At 32.3% G+C, this 22,934-nt stretch carries 15 protein-coding genes, 1 tRNA gene and 1 other RNA gene; 8 read left to right on the top strand and 9 right to left on the bottom strand.

Annotation, left to right across the window (positions count from 1 at the left end; genetic code table 11):
• Positions 1–445: 445 nt before the first annotated feature.
• Positions 446–847: a pentapeptide repeat-containing protein gene (locus OXU93_RS00520; protein WP_416378800.1), complete on the bottom strand. Its 402-nt coding sequence runs from the start codon at positions 845–847 to the stop codon at positions 446–448.
• 1,156 nt (positions 848–2,003) lie between these two features.
• Here OXU93_RS00520 and petB point away from each other — a divergent pair.
• The 4 genes from petB to OXU93_RS00540 all read left to right on the top strand — a co-directional run bounded on the left by petB (position 2,004) and on the right by OXU93_RS00540 (position 5,774).
• The gene (petB, locus tag OXU93_RS00525; protein ID WP_267383893.1) at positions 2,004–2,672 is read left to right on the top strand and encodes a cytochrome b6; all 669 of its coding nucleotides are present in this window, start codon (positions 2,004–2,006) and stop codon (positions 2,670–2,672) included.
• A gap of 117 nt (positions 2,673–2,789) precedes the next feature.
• Positions 2,790–3,272 (top strand): cytochrome b6-f complex subunit IV, encoded by a 483-nt coding sequence (gene petD / locus OXU93_RS00530; RefSeq protein ID WP_267383894.1) that lies wholly within the window; start codon positions 2,790–2,792, stop codon positions 3,270–3,272.
• Between the two features lie 167 nt (positions 3,273–3,439).
• Positions 3,440–3,513: transfer RNA gene (locus OXU93_RS00535), tRNA-Pro, on the top strand.
• A gap of 512 nt (positions 3,514–4,025) precedes the next feature.
• A complete protein-coding gene (locus OXU93_RS00540) occupies positions 4,026–5,774 on the top strand; it encodes an Rqc2 family fibronectin-binding protein (protein WP_267383895.1) in 1,749 nt (582 codons plus the stop codon).
• A gap of 733 nt (positions 5,775–6,507) precedes the next feature.
• Here the strand turns inward: OXU93_RS00540 and OXU93_RS00545 are convergent.
• Positions 6,508–7,080 (bottom strand): peroxiredoxin, encoded by a 573-nt coding sequence (locus OXU93_RS00545; RefSeq protein WP_267383896.1) that lies wholly within the window; start codon positions 7,078–7,080, stop codon positions 6,508–6,510.
• 197 nt (positions 7,081–7,277) lie between these two features.
• Between OXU93_RS00545 and OXU93_RS00550 the strand changes: the two genes are divergently transcribed.
• The 4 genes from OXU93_RS00550 to OXU93_RS00565 all read left to right on the top strand — a co-directional run bounded on the left by OXU93_RS00550 (position 7,278) and on the right by OXU93_RS00565 (position 14,429).
• A complete protein-coding gene (locus OXU93_RS00550) occupies positions 7,278–7,694 on the top strand; it encodes a Fur family transcriptional regulator (protein ID WP_267383897.1) in 417 nt (138 codons plus the stop codon).
• Between the two features lie 1,640 nt (positions 7,695–9,334).
• Complete coding sequence (locus OXU93_RS00555) at positions 9,335–11,167, top strand: ABC transporter ATP-binding protein (RefSeq protein WP_267383898.1); 1,833 nt, start codon at positions 9,335–9,337, stop codon at positions 11,165–11,167.
• Between the two features lie 588 nt (positions 11,168–11,755).
• Positions 11,756–14,041, top strand: a complete 2,286-nt coding sequence (locus OXU93_RS00560; RefSeq protein ID WP_267383899.1) for a heavy metal translocating P-type ATPase — start codon at positions 11,756–11,758, stop codon at positions 14,039–14,041.
• A gap of 154 nt (positions 14,042–14,195) precedes the next feature.
• Positions 14,196–14,429 carry a hypothetical protein gene (locus tag OXU93_RS00565; protein ID WP_267383900.1) on the top strand — a complete coding sequence of 78 codons (234 nt, stop codon included), beginning with the start codon at positions 14,196–14,198 and terminating at the stop codon, positions 14,427–14,429.
• Between the two features lie 719 nt (positions 14,430–15,148).
• Here the strand turns inward: OXU93_RS00565 and OXU93_RS00570 are convergent.
• The 7 genes from OXU93_RS00570 to OXU93_RS00600 form a co-directional block, all read right to left on the bottom strand.
• Positions 15,149–15,754, bottom strand: a complete 606-nt coding sequence (locus OXU93_RS00570) for a DUF4340 domain-containing protein (protein ID WP_267383901.1) — start codon at positions 15,752–15,754, stop codon at positions 15,149–15,151.
• A 50-nt stretch (positions 15,755–15,804) separates the two neighbouring features.
• Positions 15,805–17,538, bottom strand: coding sequence for a GldG family protein (locus tag OXU93_RS00575; RefSeq protein WP_267383902.1), 1,734 nt, complete (start codon positions 17,536–17,538; stop codon positions 15,805–15,807).
• A gap of 98 nt (positions 17,539–17,636) precedes the next feature.
• Positions 17,637–18,422: an ABC transporter permease gene (locus OXU93_RS00580; protein WP_267384887.1), complete on the bottom strand. Its 786-nt coding sequence runs from the start codon at positions 18,420–18,422 to the stop codon at positions 17,637–17,639.
• Positions 18,423–18,426: 4 nt separating this feature from the next.
• A complete protein-coding gene (locus tag OXU93_RS00585) occupies positions 18,427–19,398 on the bottom strand; it encodes an ABC transporter ATP-binding protein (protein WP_267383903.1) in 972 nt (323 codons plus the stop codon).
• A 966-nt stretch (positions 19,399–20,364) separates the two neighbouring features.
• An RNA gene (gene ffs / locus OXU93_RS00590) (signal recognition particle sRNA small type) lies at positions 20,365–20,461 on the bottom strand.
• 47 nt (positions 20,462–20,508) lie between these two features.
• Entirely contained in the window at positions 20,509–20,805 is a 297-nt protein-coding gene (gatC, locus tag OXU93_RS00595; RefSeq protein WP_267383904.1) for an Asp-tRNA(Asn)/Glu-tRNA(Gln) amidotransferase subunit GatC, read from the bottom strand.
• 684 nt (positions 20,806–21,489) lie between these two features.
• The gene (locus OXU93_RS00600; RefSeq protein ID WP_267383905.1) at positions 21,490–22,134 is read right to left on the bottom strand and encodes a histidine phosphatase family protein; all 645 of its coding nucleotides are present in this window, start codon (positions 22,132–22,134) and stop codon (positions 21,490–21,492) included.
• Positions 22,135–22,934: the final 800 nt, after the last annotated feature.

Below are 22,934 nucleotides of genomic sequence, written 5' to 3' on the forward strand. Positions count from 1 at the left end.
TCGATCACTTAAGAATAACAATCACAGAGCAATTTTATATAAACCAACACTGAGATGTCGGCTAAAGTCATAAAATAAAAGCTGGTCGGGCCTATTCATCTTTGGGAAGTTAGTAGGATTGATGACTTTTTTAAATACTTTTGTCTATTCTTTTAAGAAGTTAGATTGATTTATATGTAAAACTTAGAAAAATGTACCGCTCCAACAAGATATAAAATAACCTATCTCCTGATTATAATCATAACAGGGACTCGTCTCTTCAACTTCAGCTATCAGAGAACTAAGCAAATTACGTTTTAAAATAATTCCCAAAATCCAAAATCTAAACACAGTTTAGATTTTGAAGGTTGTATAGAGTATATTAATACCTACATTATTGGCCGATATTCCCTAATATAATTTATAACAGCAGATGAGGTATCTGAATCTTTTTGACTTACTGCTTCTAATCAAAGGCCGGATCTTGTCCACCAATCCCAATACCCGTATCAAAGATTTGAGCACTCGTTAAATCTAGGTTGTTCATTGATGCACCTGTTACATCAGCATCATAAATCATAGCTCGGGTGAAGTTAACGTCATCTAGATTCGAATCATTAAAACTGGCATTAGTGACCGTTGCTCCGGTTAGATTAGAGCCCTCAAGGTTAGCTCCCGTCATATCTGCACCCTCTAAGTTAGCTTCAATCAGATTCGACCCTGATAGATCAGCATCTCTCAAATCTGCTCCAATCAAATGAGCATTTCTCAAGTCCTCATTTGAGAGGTCACATCGCATGCATTCATTAGTAGTTAACAATCTTTGAATATGAATTGGATTACCTGCTAGGGACGGACCTGCTAACATGACAGGAAGGGCAATAGCTAATGCTGTAAAAATGTTTTGTCTCATAAACTTATACTCTTCACTTTAATTAAAATTTACACTTTATAGTCAAGTATAAAAAATATAGCAGAAAAAAACTTCACCCAATCGGATTATTTTCTAATTGTTAACAATATATTTTCATAAATCAACTATGTACTAATTAGTAGAAACAAAAACTTGGATATTTATTTTTCGGCTATCTCGACTTTCAACCATAGTGTTTATCATTGTAAATATTGTCTTGACAATAGAGAGTTTAGGATTAGTAACTACTATGTCCGAAGTTAAATTATTTGCAAAATTGATATTTTATTATTGCTTGTCATCAGATCTAAATTTGTCCTTCATTAAATTTATGCAATGGGGTCAGTGAGCATCTAAACATGACTTGAAGCAACTGTTAAGAACAGGAAAGTCAGTAGCTTAATTGAGATAAACTCTAGTCCAAAATAATTTCAGCCTTTCATATAGTCACTGCCTTAACTGTCTTAATCTAAACATCATATTTTTATCACATTATTTATCTGACAAACAAAAAAAAGATTTTCTATACAGATGAATTACCTAAGATTAAGTGTTTAACATTTTTTGCAAAAGAGAAGAGTTTTTATTCATAGTCACTAATGTGTGTAGCCTACACAACTAAATTATTATTGATCCTCGCCACTTACTAGGAGATCAAGTAGTCCTAAAACTTAAGACTTACCTCACTGTATAATGGTGTCCATCAATGACTAGTCAGTACATTATTTAGACAACATGTTAGACTAAATTGATTCCATCTCCTACAATGTCGATAACCTTAAAGATAAATTACTTTAACTATCCAGACTCGTTATGAGATAAAGTCGTCTTGGAAGTGATACTAATCTGATTTTATTCCCCCTCAAGATGCAATTCGGGAAATGTTAAGAACACTAGTTAAAAAGTTTTGAGATAGTAAATTAATCTATCCCTTTAGATGGTGATCATAGTAAACACAATTGAAAATTGAAAGTAGTGTGTTAGATTTTCTAATGAGGTGTTTTATTTTCTCCATGTCGCCAACCTTGACTCTTTCTATGGAGTATCTCACTAAAGTAGTCAAGCAAACCAATCCTTGATCATTCATTAACGATAGCGAATTATAGCTTCAATGTTCTCTAAAAAAGTTACAGACTCTTCCATTTATAAGTGGTTTGATGATCGCCTTGAAGTTCAGGCAATTTCCGACGACATTACCACTAAATACGTTCCACCCCATGTAAATATTTTCTACTGTTTGGGTGGAATAACCTTAGTTTGCTTCTTAGTCCAGTTTGCTACTGGATTCGCCATGACATTTTACTACAAACCAACGGTTGTTGAAGCCTTTTCTTCAGTTAAATATATTATGAACGAAGTTAACTTCGGTTGGCTAATACGTTCAGTCCATCGCTGGTCAGCTAGTATGATGGTATTGATGATGATTCTTCATATATTCCGTGTTTACTTAACTGGTGGCTTTAAAAAGCCTCGTGAGTTGACTTGGATGACTGGAGTTGTCTTAGCTGTTATCACTGTTTCTTTCGGTGTAACAGGCTACTCTCTTCCTTGGGATCAAGTTGGTTATTGGGCGGTTAAAATCGTTTCTGGTGTTCCTGCAGCTATTCCCGTGGTGGGGGATCAATTAGTTGAACTTCTCCGAGGTGGTCAAAGCGTAGGGCAAGCTACCTTGACGCGTTTTTACAGCTTACATACCTTTGTTTTCCCTTGGCTGATTGCAGTCTTCATGCTGCTGCATTTTTTAATGATCCGCAAACAAGGGATTTCCGGTCCTTTGTAAGGTGTTCAAGGGTGGCCAGTGAACGGTTAGTTAATTGAAAATTTTGGGTAATTCAAGACTGGTCACTAACATTTAGATGTACATTCTGCTGATCCTCAGTAAGGAGAAATTTATCCAATGGCAACCGAAAAAAAGCCAGATCTTAGCGATCCTAAACTACGAGCAAAATTAGCTCAAGGTATGGGTCATAATTACTACGGTGAACCTGCTTGGCCTAATGACTTGCTTTATATTTTTCCTGTAGTAATTCTTGGAACCATAGGTCTACTAGTAGCATTAGCAGTTCTTGATCCCGCTCTGGTTGGTGAGCCTGCTGATCCTTTTGCTACTCCTCTAGAAATTCTACCGGAATGGTATCTCTATCCAGTTTTTCAGATTTTACGGATTCTTCCCAATAAATTATTGGGAATTGCTTGTCAAGCAGCTATTCCTTTAGGTTTAATGTTGATTCCTTTTATTGAAAGTGTCAACAAATTTCAGAATCCCTTCCGTCGTCCTATCGCAACTGCTATGTTCCTTTTTGGAACCCTTGTTACTCTATGGTTGGGTGCAGGTGCAACTTTCCCCATTGATAAATCTTTAACTTTAGGATTGTTCTAGAAAGTCTGACATTTTTTATAGATGCCTGGGGTTGGTTCTACATCTTGTGCCACAAGATGGATTAGAGGTAATCACAGGCATCTTGGTCTAAAGCTTAAGATAAAAATTTTTCAGAAAAAGGTTGCATTATGATTGTGATATAGTCTAGAATGATACTCTGCGGATAGCGGGGCGTAGCGCAGCTTGGTAGCGCACCACTTTGGGGTAGTGGGGGTCGTGGGTTCAAATCCCGCCGCTCCGATTTTCTTGGTTGTAAGTGTTTTATGTAGTAATAGTAGTTGTGGTTTAGTAACTTATTATTTGTCTATTAGTCTTCTGCTCAACCCTTGGATGTTTCTATCGTACTCTGATCTTGGATAAGACAGACTTTGGGAAGAAAAGGGATATCCTCATAAAGTATTTGACTGGCGTTATTAGTATAACAAGCATTAAACTAATAATATCATTCTGTGAAAGAATAAAGTTTGACAGGCTCTAAAAGTATAATTATCATTTTCAATATCTAAATCAGGATATAAAGTAGCTAATCATTACCTGGAAATAGTAACTTTTAATAATTAAAATTGGAATAGTTGTTAAAAAAGATTAGTACACACAGCTAACTTAATCTTTGTTTCCAAATTAGGAAATATGTCGATTATTTCTTAGATACATAAGCACAGACAATTATCACAGAAAAAAAGCCAACAGTCAGTTTTTTATCATTGTTTTGATAAATTCGAGCAACTATTTATTTTTGTCGTTGAAGACACCATGCAATCTTTTGATGTTACTACTCTAACTGCCATTTGTCGAATACTCCAAACCAATTGGATACCTTCTCGTCTTGAACAAATTTATCAACGTGATCGTTACACCATTTCTCTTGCTCTAAGAACCTTAAAAACACGTAGTTGGTTAACTATTTCTTGGCATCCTCAGGCTGCTCGAATCTGTATTAGTACTCCTCCTCCTCGTACCCCCGATACTTTTACTTTTAGTGATCAATTGCGTCATCAACTCAATGGGTATGTCCTAACTTCTCTAGAAATGATTGAGCCATGGGAAAGAGTTGTTGATTTGCAATTTGCCAAACGCCCTGGTGAACCCCCAGTTTGGCATCTGTTCTTAGAAATCATGGGCAAATACAGTAACGTTATACTCACCGATGCCAAACAACAGATTATTACTGTTGGACATCAAGTAACTGCTAATCAATCAAGTGTACGTACTATCAAAACTGGAGAACCTTATAAATTTCCTCCTGCTTTAACAGGAACCTTACCCAAATTAGAGGAATCTTATGAATGTTGGCAAGAAAGAATTAATCTTATTCCTGGATCTTTAGAAAAGCAACTATTAAATAATTATCGAGGGTTAAGCCCTGTGGTTGCTCGTTCAATGATCCAAACAGCCAATTTAGATCCCAAACAGTCAACGGATACCCTAAGAACATCTGATTGGCATAAATTATTTGACTTGTGGCAAACTTGGTTAACTATTTTAGTTACAGCAGATTTTAAACCCGGATGGACTTATGAAGGTTATACTGTTGTAGGGTGGGGAATAGTAAAGTCTAGCTCTGATATACAAACCATAATCGATCAATACTACCAAAATCAGACTAATTATCAGATTTTTAAACAACTACATCATCAATTATTACAAAAGCTCAGTTTTCTTATCAAAAAACTGAAAGTTAAAGCATCGAATTTCACTCAAAAATTAAAACAATCTACTGAGGCTGGTCAATATCGTCAACAAGGAGATTTGTTAATGGCGCATTTACACTTATGGCAACCAGGAATGAAGTCTATTGTTTTGAGAAACTTTGAAACGGAAACTCAGGTTAAAATTTACCTAGACCCTAAAAAAAATGCCGTCAAAAATGCCCAATATTTCTATAAACAACATCAAAAACTAAAACGCTCTCGTAGTGTTGTCGAACCTTTGTTAGCTGAGGTTAAAGCAGAAATAAATTACTTAGTACAAGTCGAAGAAAGTGTAAATCAACTAGATGTCTACAACTCTTCCCAAGATTTGCAAACTCTCCAGGAAATCCGAGAGGAATTAATTCAACAAAATTATCTAAAGTCTTCTACTCAAAGTAATTCTATTAATTCATGTGAATCCCAGCCTTATCAATATATAACTCCATCAGGATTAGAAGTCTGGGTAGGTCGTAATAACCGACAAAATGATCGTTTAACTTTTTGTACTGCAGGAGATTATGATTTATGGTTTCATACTCAAGAAAGTGCTGGAAGTCACGTTTTATTACGCTTAGAACCAGGAAAAAAACCTAATAAGGTAGACTTACAATGTGCTGCGGATTGGGCTGCTTATTATAGTCGTGCTAGATTTAGCAAACATGTACCTATCGTTTATACCGAACCCAAATATGTTTACAAACCTAAAGGGTATAAACCAGGAATGGTGATCTATAAGCAGGAAAAATTACTATGGGGACAACCTCATAAGACGCAAGCTTACCTAAAAAATCAGAAGCAAACAGAAAATTAATTCTTTTTACCAATAAAAAAATAACAGTATTCAAAGGATATTACAATCTTTTAAAAGTTGATAGAGTTGATGTATTGAGAATGCGCAACTATTATTCAACCAGAATTCCCGAAAAGATAAACAACATGATAATTGTAATCTACCAGTGATTGTGATCACTGGTCTTCTATTTGATTAGTCTTTTAATCAACATTTATCTCAATTAATCAACATTTATCTCAATAACATCAATTTAACTAATCAGTCTTTATTTATTATACTAATTGGTTTTGTACTCAAAAATTAGAATTAGCTTACGACAAGGATTGGAGTTGAAAGAAAAAATTGTTTTAGGCTAGGGAACTAATATTCTTACCGTAGGGGTATAGTATTTATGGAACTACTAATTACTATTGATGTACTCAGGCTTAATGAGGCTCACATCAAGGTGTTGAAGGCATAAAATTAACTTTTTTGGGTTTATGGCTTCAACACTCACTACATAAAGGTTAACTAAGGCGCTCAAAGTCAATACAGATAAAGGTTTTAGAGATCAGCTAAGGTAAATCAGGATACACATCAAAGATGTTCCACGAATAAGCGGTTAAACTACCTATAGAACAGAACTGAATTCCGTGACAGCACTGGAGAGGACTGAGAAGCCTACTCCAGTTTTTTATTTGTGAAAAGTAGGGGTGACTAACTGTTCACCCCTACTCCTATATTTTGTACAAATTTTAAGTTTGATTATTGATTAACCAATAAATGCTTTACGAGGTTCAGAAACACCCTTGGATTTTGTTCCTTGAAGATAGGCTAACATAGTATCAGCGTCAGATACTTCAAAGGGATCAGTAGGACAATTATCAGAGAATTCAGGTTCTATGAAGATTTTTTCGATTTTGCAGTCATCAACCAGCATAGAATAGCGCCAGGAACGCATTCCAAACCCAAGGTTAGACTTATCGACCAACATTCCCATTTTACGGGTGAACTCTCCGTTGCCGTCGGGAAGTAGAAATACGTTAGTGGCACCTTGTTGTTTGCCCCATTGGAACATGACAAAAGCATCATTAACCGATAGACAAATGACTTTATCTACTCCTTGTGCCTGGAACTCCTTGTACAACTCTTCATAGCGAGGTAAATGGTTGGACGAACAAGTGGGAGTAAATGCTCCAGGTAAAGAGAAAACAACGACCTTCTTTCCAGCGAAAATTTCTTTAGTGGTTAGATCTTGCCAACGATAGGGGTTAGGACCAGAAACAGATTCATCACGAACGCGAGTTTTAAAGACAGTATGGGGAACCTTTTCAATTACAGCCATCTTTTTAATTGCCTCACTTTCTTATATAGTGTAATTGTATACAGTTTTTTCTGTAACTCTATATGAGAATAATTCTTGTATAACAATCTGTCAAGAGTTATAACAATTTAAATTTTAGAGCTAATTACTAGATGGTGTTGACACTACAATAAGAATCGTTATAGTCTGAACAAGTTTTAGTAAAAGTCTTAAAAAAAATGAGTGTTCACAAAGGTGAAATTGTGACAATCTTGAAATCAAAAGGACTGAGAGTAACGCCTCAACGCTTTGCTGTTTATGCAAATTTGCGATCACGTGGAGATCATCCCACAGCTGAGCAGATTTTGAGAGATCTAAATAAGGAGATTTTTACTTCTTCTCAAGCAACAGTTTATAGTACTTTACAGACCCTAAGAGAAGTAAATTTGATTCGAGAAGTATTGTTGCAAGAGGGGGTTTCCCGATATGACGCAAATGTTTCTCCTCATCATCATTTTCGTTGTTGGCAATGTCAGAGAATAGAAGACGTCGATTGGGATACTTTTCCGTCTATTAGTCTAGATTCTCTTCGTGCTGGTTTGACTGTAGATAGCTACGAAATCACGATCAGGGGATTATGTGAAGATTGTCAGTAAACAAAATTAATCGTATATACGTAAAAGTCTTAAATCGAAAATTAAGTCAAGCGATTTAATTTTTGGAAGAAGTTTCAATACTTGAACTTTTCAAACCTTTTAGCTTTTTTATTCTAATTTTAATATATCGATTTAAAATTATTTTTGGACTCATATCCAATTTGTTCTCATAAAATAAATTATTTAATATTTGGAATAAATGATCGTATTATAAATATTAGGATTTAATAATCAACCATCAACAAATAATCTTAACAAATTTAGTAATATCTTTAGGTGTTCAGATAGCCTGTATTGTCGACGTAAACTAATTAATTTCTAGTTATTTCAGTGAAATAGATTTATTTAATTACTTGTTGATAATTTACTTTTTTTATGTTCATCTTTTAAATTACAATGATAGTTCTATAAAATAATTAGATAGCACATTTACTATGTTTGCAGTCGTCTACTTAAAAAACTAATTTCCTAATAGGGTTAAGATATCGTCATTTATTTTCAGGAGTCAACCCTAATTACTATGTATTAAAATCAAACAAATAACCTATATTTATTCACATAAAGTAGTCTAATTATTAAAGTTTATGATACTTTAATTTATCAAGTTTTTCGACTAAAGTTTCATTATTTAATATAGTGTTTGCTAGACAACGTAAGATTGATAAAGAGGTTGCACTAATTGCAGTAGAATAATAAAACAGTTGCTCCTTATCTTAGAAAGATTAATTTAAGGATTAAAGATTTATAACAAGCCTATTTTTAGATGTTAACTCAAGTTACTCACAAATCCAGGAGACTCAACTTATTTCAAGCTAACATGATCAGAACTGATTTATGCTGAATAAATTAATTAGAGCTAATTAATTTCAAGAAAATTTAACTAGAACATCTCTATAAAATTTTTGTATTAGGAGAAACTGGTTTTAGACGAGCGAGATTCAGTCGAACTAATTTAAGTTAAGTTATTGAGACAAACATAAACTTTTATATAGCAGATCGCAGTCAAAAAATTTTATATAAAACATGGTTACGAGGAGCATATTTTTATCGAGCATATTTTCTTCAAGCACAATTAATTCAAGTCTATTTGTATAAGAACTAATCTCACGAATATTAAAATAGATTTTATAAGTTTACCTTAGAGTAATTTAAGTTATACAAAATCAAGAAAAGTAAACCTAAAATTTGCTAAACTATGAGGAGTTTTTTTAAAAAAACTCCTCATAGTTTAGCAAGAAAAATATTGATGGTAATTTTAGTATTGCAAAGGCTCACTCTATTATAGATTATCTTATACAATTTATTGTAAATAATAATAGTTTAATAAATACTAATAATATACTCTATATATAATTATTTATTAATAACTTATTATATTTATGCAGCTATATTAAATTAAGATTATACGATAGTTAGCTATTGTTAAACTGACATAGATTTATGTTATCAAAAAAAGTAAAAAGCTTCAATTAAAATCAATAATTGACAACTTCAGATTTTATCCTACATATTAATTTATGAAATTAAATTCTACAAATTAATATACCTGTTTTTCTTTAGATACCCTACTAGAAAAAAGGACACAAACTAGAAGCTTATGTTACCGTTACTTTAACTATAAACTATAAATCATTAACTTTATGTCCGTTTTCTCTCCTATACGTCAACAAAAAAAATTGAATCGTCTCAACGAAAGTAATATAAGACTTATTCTGAGACTCGCCCCTTATCTCCGTCGCCACATTCATTTGTTGTTACTGGCAATGGGATTACTTCTACCATTAGCTACTGCCGGCGCAATACAACCTTTAATTATTGGACAAGCAGTTTCTCTTTTACGTCAAGAGCATACATGGTGGTTCTTAAGAACTCTTTCGATAGAACAAGGAATAGTACGATTGAGTATCCTATTATTAATCACAGTTATTATTCGTGTTTATTTCGCTTCTTTTCAAGGATATATTATCCAAAAAATAGGTCAAACAATTACCGCAGATATACGTAAAGATTTATTTGCTCATGTTATTTCATTAGGAATTAGTTTTTTTAATCGTACTCCAGTAGGACGCTTGATAACACGATTAACTAGTGATGTTGAAGCATTAGGAGATGTATTTTCCAGTGGTGCAATTGGCATCTTAAGTGATGGCATTTACATTCTTGTGATTATTGTTACCATGATTACAGTACAAGTAAAATTAGCATTAATGCTAATTCTAATGATAATTCCTGTAACTGGATTAATCATCTACTTCCAAAGTCAATATCGAAAAGAAAATTACAAAGTCAGGGAAGAACTTTCCCAACTAAATTCTATATTGCAGGAAAATATAGCTGGAATTAACGTTGTTCAATTATTTCGTCGGGAACTATTTAATTCAGAGTTATTCCGTTCTACTAATGAACGATATCGCAAGGCAGTTGATAAAACAATTTTTCATGATTCAGCCGTTTCTGCAACTCTAGAATGGATTAGTTTAGTAGCAATTGCAGGAGTTTTATGGCTAGGAGGGGTTTTGATTGTAGATGAAGTCATTACCTTTGGTACTTTATCTGCATTCATTCTCTATGCACAACGTTTATTTAATCCTTTGCGTCAACTAGCTGATAAATTAACTATGTTTCAAGCCGGATTTACAGCTATAGAACGTATTGGTGAATTAATGAATGAATCAATTGAGATTTCTGAAGCTAAAGATGAAGTACTCTCTCTATCAAGTTTTTGTGAGAAAAATATAAATGGCGAAATTCGGTTTGAAAATGTTTGGTTTCGTTATAACAAGGATGAGTATGTTCTCAAGAATTTAGATTTTACTATTCATGCAGGAGAAACAGTTGCATTTGTCGGTCCTACCGGGGCTGGAAAAAGTTCTATTATTCGTTTGTTATGCCGTTTCTATGATCCCATTCATGGGAGAATCCTGATTAATGGCGTAGATATTCGAAATATTTCTAAAACTGAACTACGGCGATATATTGGTGTCATCTTACAAGAAAGTTTTCTATTTGCAGGAGACATTATGCGTAACATTACTTTGGGAGAGAATTATTCCTTTGAAAAAGTAAAAAAGGCAGCTAACATAACCAATATTGGGCAGTTTATTGACGAACTTCCTCAGGGCTACAAAACTAAAGTTCGGGAAAGAGGAACAAATTTATCTGGAGGACAAAAACAATTATTAGCATTTGCCAGAGTTGCTATTCGTGATCCTCATATTTTAGTTTTGGATGAAGCGACTTCTAGTTTAGATGTCAAAACAGAGGCATTAATTCAAGATGCATTAGATTATTTATTAAGCAAGAGGACTGCTGTTATTATTGCGCATAGACTTTCAACTATTAAGGGAGCAGATCGTATTTTTGTTTTAAAAAAAGGTGAGTTAATTGAATCAGGAAACCATAAAGAATTAATTCAAAAAGGCGGACTATATCATGATTTATATAAATTGCAAATGATTAAGTACAAAAAATAGTTAATAGTTGTTCTGATAGGGGTAAGATGTAATTATATTAAACAATTTAGCTATCTTTAACAGTTTTGGTTATAAAGTAATTACGATAAACTATCGAGTCAGTATTTCTAATTTGCCGGAAAATATATACTAATCAGTGAGAATATATTCATTATCTCTATTCTTAATAAATAAGAGTATCCTATCTCGAGGTTATTAACCTATAGTAACTGGAAGACTTTTAAATCCGTAAAAAGAGATACAAACAGCAGTCTTCGTTATATATTTTGGAGATAAGTCAATAGATAAAATTCATAAAAACAGTAAAATTGTTGGATCTTACATTTAAGGTAAGGAACTTATCAGTATGTAAAATACTAAAAAATATTTCATTGTTCAGCATAAAGTTTACTTACAAGTAAAATAAAAGAATCAAATATAAATATTGAGTAAATGAACATTTTAGATATTAAATTAGAGTAATATAAACCTAATGAAGTAAATTATCTTCATTCTTGTCCCAATTAACTGTAATTTAACTCTTGATTTTGAGTAAATCATTCAATAGAAAATAGAAGACTTTTAAAAAAATATTAAATTATCATTTCAATGGAAACTTGTCATTTAAAACTACAGGGAATGAGTTGTGCCGGTTGTGCCTCCACAATCGAAAAAGCTATTCAAGAAGTTGAAGGAGTCAACCAAGGCAACGTTAATTTTGCTATTTCTCGAGCAACTGTAACCTATGATCCGGAAAAAACTACTTTACTAATTATTCAACAGGCTGTGAAAGAAGCGGGCTATAATGCTTATCCCGTTTTAGAAACAAAAAATGAAGTAGATTTAGAACAAGCGACAAGAATAACACAACGAAAAGAGTTAACTTGCAAATTGATTGTCGGTTCTACTATTAGTATTTTATTAATTATTGGGGGGCTCCCGATGATGACGGGATTAGAAATGACTTATATCCCTACCTTTTTACATAGTTTTTGGATTCAATTATTCTTGACAACTCCAGTTATTTCTTGGGTAGGTAAAGACTTTTTTCTAGGGGCTTGGAAGTCCTTTAAATTTCGTTCAGCTAATATGGATACTTTAGTTTCCTTAGGTACTGGAGGCGCCTATTTATATTCTGTATTTACAACTTTATTTCCACATATTTTTGAGTCTCATGGAATTGTTACAGAAGTTTATTATGAAACTGTTTCTGTCGTTATAACCTTAGTGTTATTAGGAAAACTTTTAGAAAATAGAGCTAAAGGAAAAACTTCAGAAGCAATTCAACAATTAATGAGCTTACAAGCAAAAACAGCGAGAGTAATCCGTTATCAACAAGAAATAGATATTCTCATTGAACAAGTAATTGTAAACGATATCATCTTAGTACGTCCTGGAGAAAAAATTCCTGTTGATGGTGAGGTGGTAGAAGGAGAGTCCTTTATTGATGAATCGATGATAACAGGAGAACCTATTCCTACCCAAAAAGAAGTAGGAGATGAAGTTATTGGAGCAACCATCAATAAGACAGGAAGTTTTAAATTTAAAGCAACAAAAGTAGGAAAAGACGCAGTATTGGCACAGATTGTTAAGTTAGTTCAAGATGCTCAGGGAAGTAAAGCTCCAATTCAAAAATTAGCTGATCGGGTAACAAGATGGTTTGTCCCAGGAGTTATTGCTTTCGCTATTGCAACGTTTGTAATTTGGTTTAATGTAATGGGGAATATTACTCTAGCTATGATTACAACAGTAGGAGTTTTAATTATTTCCTGTCCCTGCGCCTTAGGTTTAGCAACACCTACATCTATTATAGTTGGAACAGGAAAAGGTGCAGAAAATGGTATTTTAATTAAAGGAGCAGATAGTTTAGAATTGGCTCATAAATTGAACACTGTTGTTCTTGATAAAACAGGAACTATTACTCAAGGAAAACCTAGTGTTACTAATTATATTACTGTTAATGGTGTAACTAATAATAATGAACTAGAACTCTTAAAACTTGGGGCTGCTTTGGAAAAAAACTCCGAACACCCCTTAGCCGAAGCAGTGGTTAATTATGCTCGATCTCAAGGAGTTAAAATGCCGTTGCCTGAAGTAAAAAATTTTAAAGCTGTTGCTGGAATGGGGGTTCAGGGAGAAATTATGGGTAGAATGGTACAAATTGGTACACAAAGATGGATGGACATGTTAGGTATTAACACTAAATTGCTAGATGTCACCCGTCAACAATGGGAAAGTGAAGCCAAAACAACTGCTCTGATAGCTGTAGAGGGACTGGTTGAGGGACTGATAGGTATTGCAGATGCGACTAAACCTTCGTCATTAGAGTCCGTAAAATCCTTGAAAAGAATGGGTTTGGAAGTGGTAATGTTGACAGGAGATAATCAGAAAACTGCGGAGGCTATAGCTTCTGAATTAAGCATTCAAAGAGTTTTTGCTCAAGTGCGTCCTGATCAAAAAGCCAGTATCATTAAACAAATTCAACAGGAAAGAAATGGTCGTAAACAACAACCGAAAATCGTAGCAATGGTTGGGGACGGGATTAATGATGCACCTGCCTTAGCACAAGCTGATGTGGGAATAGCACTTGGAACAGGAACAGATATAGCAATGGCTGCCAGTGATTTAACCTTGATTTCTGGGGATTTGCGAGGTATTGTCACAGCAATCCAACTAAGTCATGCTACCATGAGAAATATTAAAGAAAATCTCTTTTTTGCCTATATTTACAACAGTCTTGGTATTCCTATTGCCGCTGGAATTTTATATCCTTTTTATGGTTGGTTGTTAAATCCTATGATTGCAGGAGCAGCAATGGCTTTTAGTTCTTTTTCTGTAGTAATGAACGCTTTGAGATTACGAAATTTTAGTCCCCAGAAAATAATTAACTTATAATCACTATTATCTGCATTTTTGTCCCAGTATTTTAGATTTAGATAAGTTGACATGAGATCACATTAACAGTCATTATTATTAATATTATCTGGTTAGATAATTATTTCTTGCTCGTTTAGGATATTTATTTTTTCTGTTGCAAAACCGTCTACTAATGAATAAGATTAAAGTAATTTTGTTTGTAATAATAAGTTCTTGTTTAATATTAGGAAATGTTTCTATCTCTCAGGAGAAGACAAAATTTAGAAAACCCAATAGTCAATTTTCTCGTCTGGAACAGCCGTTGCCATTAAAACTGTTAGTAACATTGGGGGGAGGAGGATTAATTGTAACAGAAGTTTGGTGGTTTTTATTCAGTAAAACAAAATCTAAAAAGACTAAATCTTAATAAAGACACCTACACAAATTAAAGTCGAAATCTATTTTTTAACTCTTATCAAACAATTAACTTATCTATTACTCAAGTAAGTTGGAATAAAAAAAATAATTAGAGATGAATATTTCCTAAAAAATTTTTTGGTTATTCTAATGTCTTCTAAAATTTATCTTAATGCAAAGACAGTTATCTCTATGATCTTTGAACTAGTTGTAGATAAGTAGGATGAACAAAACAGTTTCACTGAAAAGCTTCCAAGACGACTAGGGTATTACTTAACTCATAAGTAATAGAAAAATATAATTTCAAAATTATCGCTATAATTATTCTAGCAATAGTAATAAAAACGAAAAGAACCCTTAATCTTATTTAATCTTTTTCTAAACTCAAAAAATAACACAACTTACTTGAAAATCAAAAAAAACTTATAAATATAAACTTGACCTTATACAGAGTCATGGTGAACAGTTTGATTAGCTATTTCTTATGGGGTCACAAAAGTAATTTTTGTATAAAGGAGTATCAAACAAAGCTTTAGCAATATAATTTCAGGTTTTATCTACAGTTTACACTGTTACTCTCAAGTCCATGATTAAAGATAAAAATAGTAACAAAAATTATAAATAATTAATCGACTCCAAAAGATATAAATATTTGGCTACTATAAACTAATTTTTATTGTCTGTGTGTATTAAAGTATAAATAATTTATTCAGTTAATTATTTAATTGACTACTTTTCCTGTTCTACCTCAGTTTTTTTAAAATTTTTCAATGATTCATCTATTTTCAACCATTCATCTATTTCTCTATCAATTGCATATCGGTAATTTTTAGAAACTAAGCTGATATTTATTTCTGCTGCATCTTGATTATTAGAATCTACCTTAGCATATAAAAAACTATCATTAAAATCAGAATTTCCTAAAATTATCTGATGTTTACTTCCATCATTTAGTATTACTTTTATAGTTGCTAGTGGCTTGTTTAGACCATAATCTTTCTGTTGACTAGTAGAAATTGTAAAGCGGCGATCACTTTCTCCCGTAACCAATAGATTTGTCAAAAACGAAATAGTTGCATCATTAGCAGTTGCCTGTTTTGGGTGAATCATTTTCCACTCTTTTTTACCATCTTCAGTCTGTTGAAATTGTAAAGTGTGCTGTTTAGTTTTAACGGATATATTTTTAATATCCTCTTCTGTGAAGTTAAATATTTTGTTATTGTTTGACCTGATTTGTAATTGGTGCTGTTGAAATTTAACTTCATAAATATATACAGTAGTGCATAAAAAAACAGCAGCAATTAACAAACCCCAAGTTTTTTTCTGTAACTTCATAAATTTTCTACACTATTAAATTCTAAGTTTACGGACAAATATTTTATATATCACTGTCTACGTAACCAAGTCATAACTCCAGCAATCAATCCTCCTAATGGAAAAAATACCAATGTTAGAAAAGTCAATAATCCTGCTTTTAGGGGAGTTAAATTAATACGACGATTTTTCGCTTCTTTAGGACGAATTAACAAAGGTTGATCATCTTTACTCACTAACCATTGAACTGAATTTAAAAAGACGTCGCCATTTAGTTGTTGATTAAATAAATTGTTAGTAATAAACATCGAATTGCCAATTATCACTAACCGAGATTGAATCACATTAGATTTTTTTTGTATAGTGTTTTCACTATTTTCTTCAGCACTAGAACTATTTTCATCAGTTTCCATTGTTTCTGAAGGGGTAGAAGAGACTTCTGTATCTTTTAAAAAAGAAGAAGGAGTTTCTTTGACTTCTTTTTCAGATAGTTTTTTACCAAGTTGTTCCTCTGTATAAGAAGTAGTTAAAGAATCTTTGTTTAGTTTATTAGAAGAAGATGATGCTTGAGGTATCTGTCTTGTACCTGAATTAATTTTACGAATTAAGACAACTCCTAAATCAAACGGACCGGCGATGTCTTGAGTTTCATCAAAAGTAAACTCTTTAGAGTCTATATTACTTTCAGCCCACATTTGTTCACCGGCAATTAACAAAGAAATTGCTTCTACATCTTCTACTTTAACAGTATCAATAGGACGTGCTAAAGGATAGAACGAAATTCCGTTATTAAATTCTTTTGTAATAGGATGATTTCCATAATTATTAATCAAAGGAGTTACCGGACCTAAACCAACTAAACTTCCTCGTCCTGAACTATCTATTACAACACGATTATCTAGTTGCACTCCCCATTTTTCTAAGACGGTTTCCAGCCCTGTTTCAATATTAGGATTAAGTAATAAAAGAAGATTACCTCCTTGATCTGAATAAGTTTCTAATGCCTTAACTTCTTGTTTAAATAATTTTCGTTGGGAACCTGCGATAATTATGGTATCCGCATCATCGGGAATCTTAGGAAGTGTTATTAAATTAAGAGGTTCAACATTGTACCCTTTATTTTTTAAACTATTAACGGCTGTAAATATACTATCTTCATGAGATTCTTCTAAAGAATATTCTCCATGTCCTTGGAGAAAATAAACTGTTGGAATGTAATTACGCCTAATTTTTTCAATAGCATTAGTTAATTTTATTTCAGACAAAGGTTCTTGGGCATTAAACTGAATTAAAGTCTGCACCAATTGTTTTTTACCCTTATATTCTATATAGACATCTCCTAATGAATTAACATTAAATTGTTTAGTTAACCCAAGGTTTGTATCAGGATCAATAAATTTAAACTCAAACTTTTTATTATAACGACGATAATTTTCTAATAATTCTTTATCTTTATGATTGGGAGTTTTTACGAATAACCATACTTTTAGAGAGTCGTCAATGTTTTTGACAACTTCTTGAGTTTGAGAAGAAATAGTAAATATTTTATTTTCTGTTAAATCAATAGAGTCCAAATAACGATCCGCTAATAAATTAATTATTCCTAAAATAATTATCAGCGAAAAGGTAGAGACTAAAGCATTAGTTCTTGTCTGAGTCGATCTTATTTGCCAAAAATTTCGTTTATTAATCAATAAATATAAGATCCAAATAATAAGTAAAATGCTTCCAGTAATGATTAAACTAATATATAGAATTGAGCTACCATCTATCATCAATTCCGCTATTAAACCTGCTATGGTCATAATTAATCCTGGAATAAATGAATATCTCAAAAATTTGCGATAGTTAAACATATTTTTCCACTTTTATTTCATAAAATAGACATTTACTAAAGTAAATTCTAAGTTCGTTGAAATCTGAAAATCTCTATAGACTGAGCCGTCAGAAAGATACCGATAAAAATATAACTTGCAAATAGAACTAAACTGCTTGGTTCTAAAATTCCTCTAACAAGATTATTGTAACTATCAAAAAGAGAAAGATGGGACAGAATACTACTAAAAGGTTCAACTACACTATTGGCTACTAAATCTATAACCCAAAGAAAAAGAATTAAAATGAATGTCAAAATGTAGGCCAATATCGAACTATCTGTTAAAGAAGAAATAAACATTCCCAGTGACAAAATAGCTGTAGAAATAAGGAATAAAGACAAGTGAGTCAGTAAAATAATTTGTAGACTAACTGGAGGATTAGCAGCACTGAATACAATAATCTCCCAGATCCAGATAGGAACCATAAATACAACAAGAAGGCTAATAACTCCGAAAAGTTTACCAAGAGCAATCACCCAATTATTCACTGGGGAAGTTGCCAAAAGTTCTAAAGTTCCTCGCTTACGCTCTTCAGAATATAATCCCATAGATAATGCAGGAAGAAGCACTAAGAACAGAGAAATAATAACTCCTGAAAAAGCCTCCAAAAATTGACTAGCAACATCAATAGACTGAGAAATTTGTCCACTTTGTTCTAGAAAGCTAACATTTTTGGTCAATTGATCAAGAATTGCATTGAAAAAAAATCCTGAAATCAACCAAAAAAATGCTGCAATAATATATGCAAATGGAGTATAAAAATAACTTTGAAATTCCTTACGAACAATGGCAATTAAGTTAGCTAAAATCATAGATTTATTGGTCATTTACTACTTCTGATTCTTCGGTAAGTAAGTTTAAGAACACATCTTCTAATGTAGGACGAGTACGACGCATTTCATACAAGTTTAGTCCCTGATTAACAATTAAAGCAGCAATATCCCGTCCTAATTCTATGTTTAAATTAGCTGTCAAATGAACTAGATAGCGATTTAATTGATCATCTTTCAGGCTTTCTTTATCCTGGATAGTAATTTTAGAAACGCCTTGGATTTTCTCTAACAAAGATTTTATTCTATAAATGTCTCCTGATACTTCTAGTTCATATCCGCTACTTTCCGTCAATTGAGACATTAGATTATCAGGAGTATCAATTGCAACTATTTTGCCCTTATTAATAATGGCTACGCGATCACAAGTCATACTAACTTCAGGTAAAATATGAGTGGACAAAATAATAGTATGCTCTCCAGCTAAACTTTTGATTAGATTGCGAACCTCAATAATCTGTTTCGGATCAAGTCCTACAGTAGGCTCATCTAAAATGATGGCTGGGGGATCATGAACGATTGCTTGAGCAATTCCTACTCGTTGTCTATACCCTTTAGAGAGCTTACGAATTAATACTTTACGCTTATCTTCAAGTTGACAGCGTTCTGTTGCCCATTTAACTCGTGAAAGACGTTCTCCCGAAGGTATTCCTTTAATGCTTGCCACAAACATTAAAAATTCCTCTACTGTTATATCAGAATATAAAGGCGGATTTTCAGGAAGATAGCCAATGCGTCGCCTAACTTCCATTGACTGCTCATGGACATCATAGCCACTGATTTTAGCAGTTCCACTAGTAGCGGGAATATATCCTGATATAATTCTCATGGTTGTGGTTTTCCCCGCGCCATTCGGTCCTAGAAAACCGAGTATTTCTCCCGTCTTCACGGCAAAGTTAACATCTTGAATGGCGGTGGTGGGACCGTAAGTTTTACTTAGGCGTTCAACTTCAATCATAGGGAATGGATGAGAACATTACATCGAATGTCAATTATGCTGTAAATATTATAAAATGGATGATCTTTCCAGATACATCAATGCTTAATAAAGGGAAACTAGATTGCTTTTTCACATCGAGTTGTCCCTGTTTAAGGGTATCATTAATCCGTTAAGTTTCCAGTTAAACAAAGAAAACTATAGAATATAATAATTGTCAAAGTTATAAACAAATTAAATATTTTGATTAAAATGACTACTTTTAGTTGAAGTACACTGATCGTAGAATATATTTTTATTGATAGCAATCTATACTGTCTAAACAGCAATTTAAAATAAAAATATAGATTTAGGTAAATATAAAATAATACAACAATTAATCAATAAAATTCATAAAAAATTACAATCCAATACAAACCTAATTTGACCAAATTAAAAAAGCAAAGACATTAAGATTGGGGTATTGACTGACAACTTTCTTCGTCATTACCTACCTAATAACTAACAATACTACCTTCTAGTATAAAATAAAAGATAATTGAATCTAGTAAATTCAGGAATAACAGTTGGTATTAAAACACTTCTAAGCAATACAAAAAATAAATAAATTGGCAAATAAACCTGGAATATTTAAATATAAATATAATCAAATTAGGATTATAGTCTGTAATCCTAATTTAATAGAAGAATAATTTTATTTAATAAAAGTCACCTGAAAACTATCAGTCACAGCGATAAGAAGTAACTTATGACTACTCATACCTAGAGAATATAGGGGTGCAAAATGAGCCATGTATTTAATTTTATTGAGAGCTATCTACTTAATTTATCGTCCTGGTGAGTTAATTCGTTGTCTTTGATTAATAATCATGATCGACGGTCATTTCCGCTGTGTCATCGAGTTAAGTCTGACGAAAATCAAGTTATATATATAGAAGTAATCTATTTCAAATAAAAAAAATATCTTATTATATACATTAAGAAAAAAGAGGCCCGGATTTCACGCCTATTACAAGCATCCCTTATTGCTGCTACCTTCCGGTCCTGACAAGATTTAGGTGTTGTAATCGCATAGGTCCGAGCCGTTGACTAGTATAGCATATAAATTACAAACTCAGAGCTCCATAAGAATTATTCTTCATTACTGTTTAAAATTTGAGGAACTCGGAAGAATTCTCCTTCCTGTTCCGGGGCTTCTTTTAAAAGTGATTCACAGTTACCGTAAACAGTTGAATTATCCTCGCGAGTAATATTACTCAATTCAATTGCTCTAGTAGTTGGGGGAATATTTTCGGTATCAAGTTCATTCAACTGATCAAAATATTCCAGAATATTGTTTAATTGGGGAGCAAATTCTTTTTCTTCAGTAGGAGTTATATTTAATCTTGCCAAATGAGCAATTTTTTGAACTTGTTGGTTATCAATCATTTATTTTTTCCAAAATGAGTAATACTCACAATGTAAACACTAGAAAAAATGAGGTTATCGCCTCGCTAGGTTCTAAGCGTCATTTTCAGTCCCAGAGAACTAACAATTAAGTATCGTAGTTTAGTTTTACTAAATAGTATTAGTAATTACACTATAGTATACAATAGATTATTGTAAGCTAACATAATAAATAATTTAAACAATATTATCTACGTTAAGTTTAAGTAAATTTGACTTAATTAATAAATTAAATTGAAAGGCGGGAAGTGTTCGTCTTCAACGCTGCCCAATCAACTCAATCTTGAAAGCCAGAAGTCCAGCAAGTTTAAAAAATCAAATTATCTATTTTGCAAGTTGACAGACTATCTTTTTATAAAAAATTACTAAAATAAAAGGGTATATTGTTTTTTATATAATTGCTTAACAACTAATATTTAGCTCAGGTGCTATTTCTTTAATTCAATTTTTATTGAATTAAAGAGTATTAGTGATAAAAAGTAATTGGATCTAATTCACTAAACATTTGTAAATCAAGTTCTTTAATTATTCTCTCTTTTATAAATTATTTATTTTCGTTATTTACTTATGTAAATGTAACTAAGTTTAGTATAAGATTAATGACTAGTAAACATTTTTTATTAGTTATCTTAGTACTCAATAAATAAGCTTTACTTAAATTACTTTTTAAGTAAAGCTTATTTTGGTCTCTGTCTTGTTTAAATGTGAAGTATCTCCATTTAATTTTAACTGCCAGCGTTCATTTTCATAAACAACCTTAACTAAACAGCATAAAGCAGCTCTAACTTTAGGTTCTCCTTCTACTAATCCCCAAGTAGTCCCTAATACCGATATCCCATGACCGACTAATAAAATATCTTCGGAAAATTCAGCAATTAATTGCTTGACAATTTCTCCTGTTCGTTGCATTACTTTAGTTTCAGTTTCAGGATATTGAGGAATAAATTTTGAGGAGTAATGCAAATTTATCCGAGGATATTTTTGCTTTAAATAGTCAGAAGGATGTGTAGTCGGATGTTTACTCATCCATTCAGGGTTATGCCATTCAGCGAGTCCCGCTTCCAGTTTAACCTCAAGATTAAGAATTTCCGCTATCTGATGGGCAGTCTGTATAGTTCTCAAAAAAGGTGAGGAAAAAATATGAATAATATTTTCAGATTTTAGTCGTTTTCCCAGTTGTTGAGCTTGTATAATTCCGTCCTCAGCGAGAGGGGGATCATAAGGATATTGAGCTGTATTAAACCACTCAGGATTAACAAAATCCATACGATTTCCATGTCTAGCAATCCAAACAGTTTGATTAGAATTCATCAATTTTAAGTACCTCTTAATCCTTTTTATCCTTCTGTTCAATTCCTGATTTATTAATTCAAAAATTGTTTACAAGTTTTTATGTGAGAAGTTGCTATCATTAACTTTTATCTTTGGAGGAAGTCAATTGTAAGGTTTTCTTCGTAGATTTTTGGAGTTTTCTTGCAATCAATTCATAGCCAGTTTTTTATTAGCAGTGTATGTTCCTAGAAAGAAAGCAATAATAGACAATAACAGTCCCGTCTAGGTATCCAAAATAGCACGCACAGGCAGTCGGCTCAAGCCTTACTTAAAATAAAAACATAACTAAGTAATAGGGAAATCAAGAATAGTATAGGGCTATCTTAGGATAAGTCATATAATTTTTTCACTATCTTTACTTCTATTGATGAGGGAAAAATTATCAAAAAATTTTAATTTTAATCATAAACCTTAGTATTTGATGATTTAACTTAATTTGTATAATAATTTACTCAAAAAAATCTCTTCTTCCTCTCGGCAGATTCAAGTTAAATATCCTATGTTAGAAAAATTACTTTCAGGCTGGATAAATTTTCAATTATAGAGATAAATTGTAAAGTCAAAGATTGGGAAAACAATTCGATCAAGATACTTCCTGTTTATTTTTTGAGAGTTTATCCCATCATCACTGCTTTAGCTTAAATAATAGCTACTTCTAAAGCAGCAGGTACCTCGAACATTAAATACTATGGGCTGAGCGCAACTACTAATACCTTAGAGTTTTCTAAACTAGAATAACATATTTACTAAACCTATTCTAGGTTAGAATCTCTAGTTAA

It is taken from the genome of Cyanobacterium sp. uoEpiScrs1 (genome assembly GCF_947331815.1).
Classification (GTDB): Bacteria; Cyanobacteriota; Cyanobacteriia; order Cyanobacteriales; family Microcystaceae; genus Rippkaea.

What these genes read in the sequence shown, in the direction of transcription:
- gatC (WP_267383904.1), bottom strand. Translation starts at nt 20,805, where the DNA reads ATGATTGATAACCAACAAGTTCAAAAAATTGCTCATTTGGCAAGATTA.
- OXU93_RS00550 (WP_267383897.1), top strand. Translation starts at nt 7,278, where the DNA reads ATGAGTGTTCACAAAGGTGAAATTGTGACAATCTTGAAATCAAAAGGA.
- petD (WP_267383894.1), top strand. Translation starts at nt 2,790, where the DNA reads ATGGCAACCGAAAAAAAGCCAGATCTTAGCGATCCTAAACTACGAGCA.
- OXU93_RS00540 (WP_267383895.1), top strand. Translation starts at nt 4,026, where the DNA reads ATGCAATCTTTTGATGTTACTACTCTAACTGCCATTTGTCGAATACTC.
- petB (WP_267383893.1), top strand. Translation starts at nt 2,004, where the DNA reads ATGTTCTCTAAAAAAGTTACAGACTCTTCCATTTATAAGTGGTTTGAT.
- OXU93_RS00570 (WP_267383901.1), bottom strand. Translation starts at nt 15,754, where the DNA reads ATGAAGTTACAGAAAAAAACTTGGGGTTTGTTAATTGCTGCTGTTTTT.
- OXU93_RS00560 (WP_267383899.1), top strand. Translation starts at nt 11,756, where the DNA reads ATGGAAACTTGTCATTTAAAACTACAGGGAATGAGTTGTGCCGGTTGT.
- OXU93_RS00580 (WP_267384887.1), bottom strand. Translation starts at nt 18,422, where the DNA reads ATGATTTTAGCTAACTTAATTGCCATTGTTCGTAAGGAATTTCAAAGT.
- OXU93_RS00545 (WP_267383896.1), bottom strand. Translation starts at nt 7,080, where the DNA reads ATGGCTGTAATTGAAAAGGTTCCCCATACTGTCTTTAAAACTCGCGTT.
- OXU93_RS00520 (WP_416378800.1), bottom strand. Translation starts at nt 847, where the DNA reads ATGTTAGCAGGTCCGTCCCTAGCAGGTAATCCAATTCATATTCAAAGA.
- OXU93_RS00600 (WP_267383905.1), bottom strand. Translation starts at nt 22,134, where the DNA reads ATGAATTCTAATCAAACTGTTTGGATTGCTAGACATGGAAATCGTATG.
- OXU93_RS00555 (WP_267383898.1), top strand. Translation starts at nt 9,335, where the DNA reads ATGTCCGTTTTCTCTCCTATACGTCAACAAAAAAAATTGAATCGTCTC.
- OXU93_RS00585 (WP_267383903.1), bottom strand. Translation starts at nt 19,398, where the DNA reads ATGATTGAAGTTGAACGCCTAAGTAAAACTTACGGTCCCACCACCGCC.
- OXU93_RS00565 (WP_267383900.1), top strand. Translation starts at nt 14,196, where the DNA reads ATGAATAAGATTAAAGTAATTTTGTTTGTAATAATAAGTTCTTGTTTA.
- OXU93_RS00575 (WP_267383902.1), bottom strand. Translation starts at nt 17,538, where the DNA reads ATGACCATAGCAGGTTTAATAGCGGAATTGATGATAGATGGTAGCTCA.